Consider the following 8,740-nt stretch of genomic DNA (forward strand, 5'->3'; position numbering starts at 1 on the left):
CCAACTCGCAAGCCTATCAAATATCCGCGGTGAAATAGACGCAGCGAAATCCCTCGTCCTGATCACATACAGGCTGGCACCGAAAAACGCGGACCGCCGAAGCGAACAACGTCACGAATAATCCGGGTTAATTTTATGGTTAGCAATTGTTATCGTGAAGGAAGTAAGGGTAATCCACCTTATAATTACCATTTTCTTGTCGGACCGTATATGGACACTGGCGAAAGCCAGTTACGTAAAGTGTGCGTTGTTCTGATGGCGCAGACTGAGGCGCAGCGTGGATTATTTGGCCTATTTCGGTTATTAGATAGACTTTTCCTGGTTTCAGGGCGGACTCACACTGTCGCTGCGCGTCGTTCATGAACGACCAAGCTGTCGAAGTTATAGGCCAGATTAGCCAGCGTGAGTTACGCCTCTGCCCGCTTGATGCCGATCGTGCGGATGAACAGCCCGAACCGTTTTTCAGATGTGCGAACACATGCTCAATCCTGACTCGGAACGTGGACGTTGCGGCATTGGCGCGGGCGGTTTTCCTGGGCATCGGCTTCCCCTTGGGCTTGCGGCGGCGGATACGACTGGTTAGCATGCGATCGACCAGCCATGTTTCGTTCGTCCTTGAGCAGTATGCTGTATCGGCCCAGACCTCGCTGCTGCTATTCTCTGCGATCACATGGCGCAACATGCGTCCATCGCCGTGGGCCGCCGGGGTGCCCTCACCTGCGCGAATGAACCCGTAGCGGCAGTCTATGCTGATATGGCTTTTATATACCCGAACACCGGCAAGGCGATCATCGGCAACGGCTTGCCATCCTCGCGGTAGCGCACATTGCCTCCAATCTTGCGCGTCCAGCGCGCATCTGTGTCCTTCTGTGCCGCCTTGGCCGGATCATCGGGCCAGATATCCAGCGCCGACTTTCCATCCTTGATGGCCTGCCGCTCGTCATCGGTATTGCGCAGCTTGGGCGCTGGGACCAGACTGGCATCGATGATCTGGCCCGACATGGGAATATAGCCCTTCTTGTGCAATTGCCAGTCAAAGGCCTTCATCACCCGCTTGAGCGTCCCGGTCTCCGTCATCCTGTTGCGGAAGTGCCGGATGGTGTTCTCGTCGGGGGTGCGATCACCAAGCGCAAGGCCCAGAACCCGCATTCAGCTCAGCCGGTCCCGGATCAAATACTCCATCACGGCATCGGACAAATTATGCTGGGCCTGCACGATCAGAGACTTAAACATGGCGACAGGGCCGAACGGTGGACGGCCACTCTCGCTGTCATCGCCTTAATTCACCCCTTCGACCAACCAAAGCCCAAAGTAATCAAAGTCCCCAGCCCGATTCAGAGAGCTTACACGGATCGCAGTGGCGGCTCTCAAATTCAAATGATCGTTCAGACTGGAAAGAAACTTTGAATCCATATCATGTCGCCTTTAATGGCGATCTACCCAAAGAACCAAGAACGCCCTAAATCCGCCCAGGTTTTTGCGAGTATCCACCTAATTCACCTCCAAAAACCCGATCATCGAAGATAGGAGTCAATGCAGCGGGAGCATTATCCAAATCAATCTCAAAAAACTTGTAAGCTTAATTAAACATCATGATCTAGGCAGTGGTGCAACATCTTTAGCAGGGGCGATCTCGCGCGCTAAAGCGAGCAGAGCATAAACATGATTTCCAACATATGCATGCTCCGGCCTTTCAGTTGGCCTCCAGGCTTCACCAACCGGACCACTAACAAATTCGTTATCAATAAGACCGTCGAATTCCTTCTTATATTCAACGTTCAAACGATCTAGGTCATGCTTTTCATACAGCGTATAGCGCTTACCAGCGCCTTCACGGAAATTCAGACCTCTGAGATGATCTATAAACCGATGAACTTCTGGATGCCCACACCCCTTGGCATTGAGATGTTGAATAAGTTCTGTAACAAACACTGGCAGACTTTCATTATATCTCGTGCCGGTGTTGCGCGACAAAACACCATCTGGCGCTCCTATGACCTTCAAGAAAGCATCAACACTATTTTTTGCAACAGCGCGATCATCATAGTTACAGATATGGACAGTGCCATCATACGAAATACTCGCCCAGTCTTGGATCATACGATTCAAATCCAGACGGGTCCGTTGATTAGTAATAAATTCTTTAAATGGGCGAGCGCCGGACGAGTGAACAACCGTCGTATTATAATTCGACTCGATCAAATCGGCAAAATTCCTAATAAAGAATACAGGAACTATTTCGTATTTCTTCAACTCGCTCGAAATTTTCGATATCGCAGCTACATCACAGACATCAAATTCTTCAGAAGAAATAATGACATTATGCGCTTTACTTCTATCAATTTCAGCTCGCAAATCTGACCATAAAGAACGACGCGACGATTTCGTAAAACTGGCTTGATTGCCATGCAGAGTGGGCAGATGTTCTACCTTGGAGAAAACTGACCAAGCCAGAAGATGATGCCCGTATTTAGACCATTCTGGACAACCAACTTCAGGATAAAGAAAACCATTTTCTTCTAAGCGATCTCGCGCTCCGCTGAGGGCGACCTGAATACTGGTCGAACCAGTCTTATGATAGCCAATATGAACAAAAATGCGTTTGGACATTGAGGCTCCTTTCAAGTATTACGCTAACTCAAATCCAAAAAAACTTAGCCGCAATAAAAATTGCATAGTCATTTAATGGAATGAGATAAGAATTAGATAAAAATATCTTTACGCAAGTCGTATGTTAGTCGGAAGCTTGATATGTTCTCCAACTTTTGAGCCCATCTCCAAATTCCCTATCTAGATGTCTTGAGCAGCCTAGCCTGGCTATGAATTGTTGAAAATAACCGGGCCAATGTGAGGGACTTGGACAAATCGGATTTATTGGCTCAGCGTTGACCACTCGCCGGAAAAAGCGACGAAGCACAACTTCGGTTTCTACCTCTGCCAAATGAGCCAGGCCTTTGAACGAGTTTTGAGGATGCAAGCGATATTTGTAAAGCGGCCGCTGAACCACCGCAGGCTCACCGTAAAACAAAGCTTGTAAAACGAAGTCCCAATCATGGCAATATTTCAGCGGCAAAAAGCCGCCAATCGCATCGTAAAGCGCTTTTGTAAAAACAATATTTCCGGTTGAGACGGCCAAATTTTTTCGAAGCAACCCAAAACCTGCCGTGACATCTCTATTGAGATCAAGCATTTGACGAACTGTAAAATGGAGAAACGGAGCAAGATCGTCACTACTGTGTGTTGTCCCTGCATCATTTATGACCTCCACCAAGCTAAATCCTAACGAGGCACCCCTTCGTTTCATTTCAGCAACAATAGCCGAAATTCTCTCGGGATGAAATTCGTCGTCCGAATTTATCACCGTTACTAGCGTGCCATTTGCACGAGAAATCCCAAGATTGATCGTGTCGTGAGCACCCAAGTTTTCAGCGTTTTTAGATATATCAATTCGCTTGAACCGGCGACCGTATGGGGTATTCAATAAATTGAAAGCTCTTTCGTAAGTCTCATCAACAGAGCAGTCGTCGATAAATATCAATTCTATATTTTCATAGCTTTGCGAATTAATAGAATCGATACATTTATAAATAAAATCTTGATGATTATAACTAGGAACGATCACACTTATAAGTGGTGTATCTCCGAGGGTCCATGAGGCTGATTTGGGGGGCGCGGTAATCATGCTACGAGCAATTCGATAAACGCATCGACACGCACGACGCTCTTAAGTTCACCAGGAATAGCTAACAATGCAGTGATGCGATACCGGCCGGGCGCTACACCAACTAAGTCCCCTTTCATCGCGAAACCACACCACAAAGAGTTTTCGCCCAGATTTAACGCGCCGACAATGTCAGGTCGAGCCTCGCGATCATAGACGCCTGCCATATACTTTGCGCTTGTGCCTTCTATTCCCTCAAGGCAGATAAAAATTGGTAGCGCTTGCGTCAGGCTGGCATCCGGAGCATGAATCCATCCCCGCAAAGATAAGCTTTGTTCACGAGACATAACAATCTGACGGCTTTCATGGCCGGGCCGTCCATTAATGCTATCCAACCAAGCGCGGTCATTTACATTTCCTTGTTCAACGCAAACCCATTGCGAATTTATAGCAACAAACGGTGACGCGCGGTCGGGAATTGCCCCATCGTAATTTTTCATCAGCTTTTGCAGTTGGTGATTTGCGTTGACGATTTTCTCTATAAATGCCTTGAGTTCACCGACCTTAAGCCGACCGACTGTCTCAGTATCGGCGGTGAGGTCCAAAGCAGACATGACGCCACGGTCAAAGCTCAAAGCTCGACGAACAGCTTGAAGAAATTTCTGCCCATTTTTGCTGTCCGGCTCGAGGTGCGCACCTTCTGCCCACTCGTTCCAAGCGTTAATGAATACAAACCGTTGTTCGACAGGTAGATTTTCACGAGCCTGATTAATCAAATAAGATAACCAAGTTTCAAAAAGCTCTGGGGAAGATTTGGCAAAGACGTTTCCATCAAGACCCTTTCTACTTGTATTATCCCAAGACGGCATCGCGCAACGAAATTGGGTATAACTAGGTTTGGGTCGAGCAATCTCCGTGCGAACCACTTCCTGGTAATCATAAATCCGCCCACGAAAAGATGGATCTAGCTGTTTTGTTGAGCTGTTTATCTCAGGGGCAACCACTCCATGCGGTGGAAATTGACATCCGCTATCGCAGCCATACGCATGTGGATCATTGAGCCCGAAGCTTTCGACCATACTAACATGCAGGTCTGGGAACCCCGCCTCTTTCACAATTGCGCGCCAACGTGCTATCGTTTCAGAAGGATTCTGAAGTAAAGACACGCGATAGACGAGCAACAAAGGTGCTCCATCTATCGTTATATAGCGGGAAGATTTGAAATATTTAATGCATGAATTTATAAAACTAACGTCATCCTCTTCGATGTGACGTTGAGCCATCAGGACGTCATTTTCAGATCCGTCCCATCGCCGCGACCAATTTTCATTGGCCCAGCATAGGCAAAAATCGAATTCAAAGTCTTTTTCGACGTGCCGATCGATGGGCATAGTCATAAGATTTTTGCCGGAGAACCAATAATAGTAGTAGCAAAATCCCTGAATTCCGAACTTTTTTGCTAAATCTATTTGTTTTCTTTGAACGTCTTCGACCCTTAAATCGTAGTATCCGAAATCTGCTGGCACGTGAGGTTGGTAGTGTTCAGGCCAGTAAGACTTAGCAGCCGTTACGTTAGTCCATTCGGTAAAACCGTCGCCCCACCATTCATTATTTTCAGGAAATGGATGGAATTGTGGAAGATAGAACGCTATCGGTTTTACTAAATCGGCCCGACTGTTAAGAGGAGATTCAATACCATCAATTAATGAATCTCGAATACTGATGTATTCATTGCGAACTCGAACGCCAATTATTTTATCAAGAGCGGGCATTAGCGTAGAAATATCGACCTTTTCATTTCGTAGTCGTGATGAAAATGGCAGATATGAATCAGAGCCCTTTATTTTGATAGACAGTATTTTGTCAATAGTTTGTTTTTTGTTATCAATTTTTTTCAAAGCGTCGAATATTAATGCTGCACACTCAGTTCCAATAGCCTGGGGACTGATCTGGAATCCAGATTTTATAGGCAAGCCGACAATCTGATCAATATCAACGCGGCTATAACGAGTGCTCGAAGTCGTTACTAATATCCCACATATGTAGATTTCTAAGTCTACCGACCTCATTACGTTTATTGTCGAAAGCGCCCATCCGCGAATTTGCCAGTCGGCAAACATATCGATGCATCCTCGCCATTCCGGCGCAGCGTTTAGATCTTTTAGGTTCTGCATCGGGGAATCTACTGACGCCTTGGTAATAGGCGGAATGGAAACCTGCGTTTCTGGCTCTTGGTGGGGTGGCTTTGGCTTTTTGCTCACGCCAATATTTGCTGCGGGCGCTGATGCCATTTCATTGAAAGTGCTAGGCGCTTTACTGGCTTCCGGTTGTAGATTGTCGTCCAATTAAACCCCCTCGAGTTGACTCGTTCGCTTGCAGTAAGCGGACCATCAAGGGATTTGCAACCCCTACCGTGCTGCGAGGATCGTCTCTGACCTTCGGGTGGCACCTCAGCGGTATCCCAAGGGCACCTTATCTTCACCATGACGGTGCCAGGCTCTGCCTGGTGCAGTCCCAACATCGCGGCGAAGTCCAACCGCAAATGGAAACCCTGCTTCAGGAAGGTGATTTACCGCGATCGCAATCTGATCGAGCACTTCTTTAGAAAACTAAAGCACTTTCGCCGAATCGCAACCCGCTACGACAAGCTCGCCGAGAACTTCCTCGCCATGGTCCAGCTCGATTCAATGCACCACTGGCTTCGCGCTTATGAATCTACGACCTAGTTCGACTTTTCGCCTACAGCCGAAAATCTACTGGCACATCTTGAACAAGCGCCTGATAGAAATCGGTCGGTGCAATACCCATAGCGATTGCGATTACATAAAGCTCAAGCACGTCAATCCGTCGCTGCCCCCGCTCGATATCCGAGATGTAACTTTGATGCTTGCCAATTGCGGCTGCGAGATCGGCTTGCTTTAAGCCAGCTTCATGCCGAGCGTGCACGAATGCGCGCGCCACTGATTTTTGTGCGTCAGAATATATCGAACCTGCCATCCCCTTGCGCTAAATCGAGAAATTAGATATCGAAAAACTCGATACAGTTTGGGGGATTTATGTTCTTGCAGAAATTCGCGTTCGGAGCTGTCGCCGGGGGCGCTCTTGGTCTTATCTGCGCCATCGTTAGCCTCTTTCAGGGTAGCCCGCTCAGCGAAGCTCGCGACGTGCTAATCGGCTGCACGGGGTTAGGAATTCTGCTGACGTTTTGGTGGACGAGAGACGCCGAACAGAGCGAACACATTTCTGGTGATGATCAAATTCGTCAGCTTCAACGGCAAATGAGGCGGAACTTGGAGGCCGCCGCAAACCTGGAGAATACGGGCGACCATTATGGCGCTGCCGCCCTGCGGTCAGAAGCGGCCGTGATGGAAAGTCAGTTGCGTCAACTGGGTGCATGAGAGCTTTTGTTCACCGAGCCATTTCGTAATGTTGCGGAAAGGACTAATCGCGGATGAGTCCAGCACACCCCATCCATATAGTGGTCGGCTGCATCTTCAGACTGCCCGCTGTCGGCAAAACGCTGGCGAATAATTGGCTCCAGCCGCATTCGGTAACTGCGGGACCATGCGGTGAAAAATTCCGGTGATTTGTCTTCCACAATATACTATTTATACAAACCCAGCTCACCGCCGTAGGAGATTTGTCATGACAATATAATGCAGTGCACGGAGATAATGTCATGCAGAACATCGCCCCGTTATCGGGTTGGATGCTCGACCGGATCGTGCGCCTTGACAACCTCAAGGCCGGGTTTGCGGGTTGTATGCTGCGGGCGAGCGCGGAGCGCCGCCAGGTGGTTGCAGCTTTTCTTGCCGCCGTAGAACTTGATAACGACACAGCCATCGAAGCGGCGGAATTTTTATCCGAAGGCGGACATAGGGCTATCCTGCATCTCGCCTATGATGCTGTTCCCGCTGGGTTTCGATCGGCGCTGCGCAAAAGTGGCCCGCAGCCTTTCGACCCAGAATACTACGCCCGCCTCTTCGGGATGCTCACCGGCGATCGGGTGCACATCATCAATGCCATCATGCAGTCGAGCAGGATGAGCCCCGAGCGATTGACGATCATTGAGAATCTGCCTTCCGACCTTTGCGACATTCGGATAATCGATAAAATCAAAGACGTTGCACATGCTGCTGACCTGACTCTCGCAATCGAACTTCTCCAACGCCGAAAGTTGTGCCGCAGCGCCATCGTGGACGCACTTCGTCGTTCGGACAAGATCAATGAAACGATCAAACGGTGGTCGTTTCGGATGCCTTTTCCGCCCGGCCCTATCCCCAGCTGCATCGGATATACGCCGATCACTGATGGCGCTCAACTCCACGCAATTGCGCTCAAATATCGTAACTGCGTCAGGGGATATCTGACGGCTGCGATGAGTGGTGACCATGCGTTCGGAGAACTGCGCGTCGGTGATCAGGATGTGCTGATCTCTTACGATAGGACGAACGGAATGTGGATTGCGGAAGGGGTCTATTCCCGCAGCAATTTGACGGTCCATGTCCAAGTGTCGAGGGCTGCGTTCAATTTCGCTGGTCGTCATGGGATTCCAGATCGCCAGACGGGTAATCGAACGGACGCGGCTGTCGAGGCGCTTCGGCGAATGTCCCGGTTTTACGCAGATTGGAATGCTTGAACTCGTCCATAGGCCCGCCCGTGCGGTTAACCAGTGGATTGATTCCCGCAGATGATGAAACACCATATGTGGACGGCCTCCCCTTGCAATGGGAGAAAGAAGATTTTGATCGGATCGCTAGCGTTCATATGTCCGGCCTGTATGTGCGCTCGTAAATGAACGCTGGCCAAGATGGTTTCCGCGACGCGAGTTCCCAACAGTGCTGCGACCTACGATGGCCTCTGGTGTTTTCGGAGTTTCACGCGTCTCGGATCGATCGATCATACCATCTACTCTCTTGCAAGTTCACGCATCAGATCGGCACGATAGCTCTGCTTTCCAGCTCATCGTGACCGCCTGATTCCTTCATGCAGCGCGGGCCAAGTTTGGCGGCACTGCATTTTTCCGGTAGTTTTCGCCGGTCACCATCATCTTCCAGGCGACACGAGCAATCTTGTTCG

Annotated in this window: 7 protein-coding genes and 1 pseudogene; 3 read left to right on the forward strand and 5 right to left on the reverse strand. The window is 49.2% G+C overall.

The window, feature by feature from the left end; translation table 11 throughout:
- Positions 1-744 precede the first annotated feature (744 nt).
- The 4 genes from SxD43FB_RS25630 to SxD43FB_RS22370 all read right to left on the reverse strand — a co-directional run bounded on the left by SxD43FB_RS25630 (position 745) and on the right by SxD43FB_RS22370 (position 6,006).
- A complete protein-coding gene (locus tag SxD43FB_RS25630) occupies positions 745-1,149 on the reverse strand; it encodes a hypothetical protein (protein WP_217988826.1) in 405 nt (134 codons plus the stop codon).
- Between the two features lie 441 nt (positions 1,150-1,590).
- On the reverse strand, positions 1,591-2,610 hold the full coding sequence (locus SxD43FB_RS24990; protein WP_141249606.1) for a hypothetical protein: 1,020 nt from the start codon (positions 2,608-2,610) through the stop codon (positions 1,591-1,593).
- Between the two features lie 124 nt (positions 2,611-2,734).
- Positions 2,735-3,682 carry a glycosyltransferase family 2 protein gene (locus tag SxD43FB_RS22365; RefSeq protein WP_096064008.1) on the reverse strand — a complete coding sequence of 316 codons (948 nt, stop codon included), beginning with the start codon at positions 3,680-3,682 and terminating at the stop codon, positions 2,735-2,737.
- Entirely contained in the window at positions 3,679-6,006 is a 2,328-nt protein-coding gene (locus tag SxD43FB_RS22370; RefSeq protein ID WP_141249607.1) for a glycoside hydrolase family 99-like domain-containing protein, read from the reverse strand. The genes SxD43FB_RS22365 and SxD43FB_RS22370 overlap by 4 nt, the downstream gene beginning before the upstream one ends.
- 171 nt (positions 6,007-6,177) lie before the next feature.
- On the opposite strand from SxD43FB_RS22370, the pseudogene SxD43FB_RS22375 reads away from it, so the two are divergent.
- Positions 6,178-6,387, forward strand: a pseudogene (locus SxD43FB_RS22375) (transposase); the annotation flags it as partial.
- Positions 6,388-6,400: 13 nt separating this feature from the next.
- On the opposite strand, the gene SxD43FB_RS22380 reads toward SxD43FB_RS22375, so the two are convergent.
- Positions 6,401-6,658 carry a helix-turn-helix transcriptional regulator gene (locus SxD43FB_RS22380; RefSeq protein WP_096064010.1) on the reverse strand — a complete coding sequence of 86 codons (258 nt, stop codon included), beginning with the start codon at positions 6,656-6,658 and terminating at the stop codon, positions 6,401-6,403.
- A 65-nt stretch (positions 6,659-6,723) separates the two neighbouring features.
- On the opposite strand from SxD43FB_RS22380, the gene SxD43FB_RS22385 reads away from it, so the two are divergent.
- Both SxD43FB_RS22385 and SxD43FB_RS22390 read left to right on the forward strand, forming a co-directional pair.
- Positions 6,724-7,059, forward strand: a complete 336-nt coding sequence (locus tag SxD43FB_RS22385) for a hypothetical protein (RefSeq protein WP_141249608.1) — start codon at positions 6,724-6,726, stop codon at positions 7,057-7,059.
- 281 nt (positions 7,060-7,340) lie between these two features.
- A complete protein-coding gene (locus SxD43FB_RS22390) occupies positions 7,341-8,300 on the forward strand; it encodes a hypothetical protein (RefSeq protein ID WP_096064012.1) in 960 nt (319 codons plus the stop codon).
- Positions 8,301-8,740 lie beyond the last annotated feature (440 nt).

It is taken from the genome of Sphingobium sp. D43FB, from assembly GCF_002312805.1.
Lineage (GTDB): Bacteria > Pseudomonadota > Alphaproteobacteria > Sphingomonadales > Sphingomonadaceae > Sphingobium.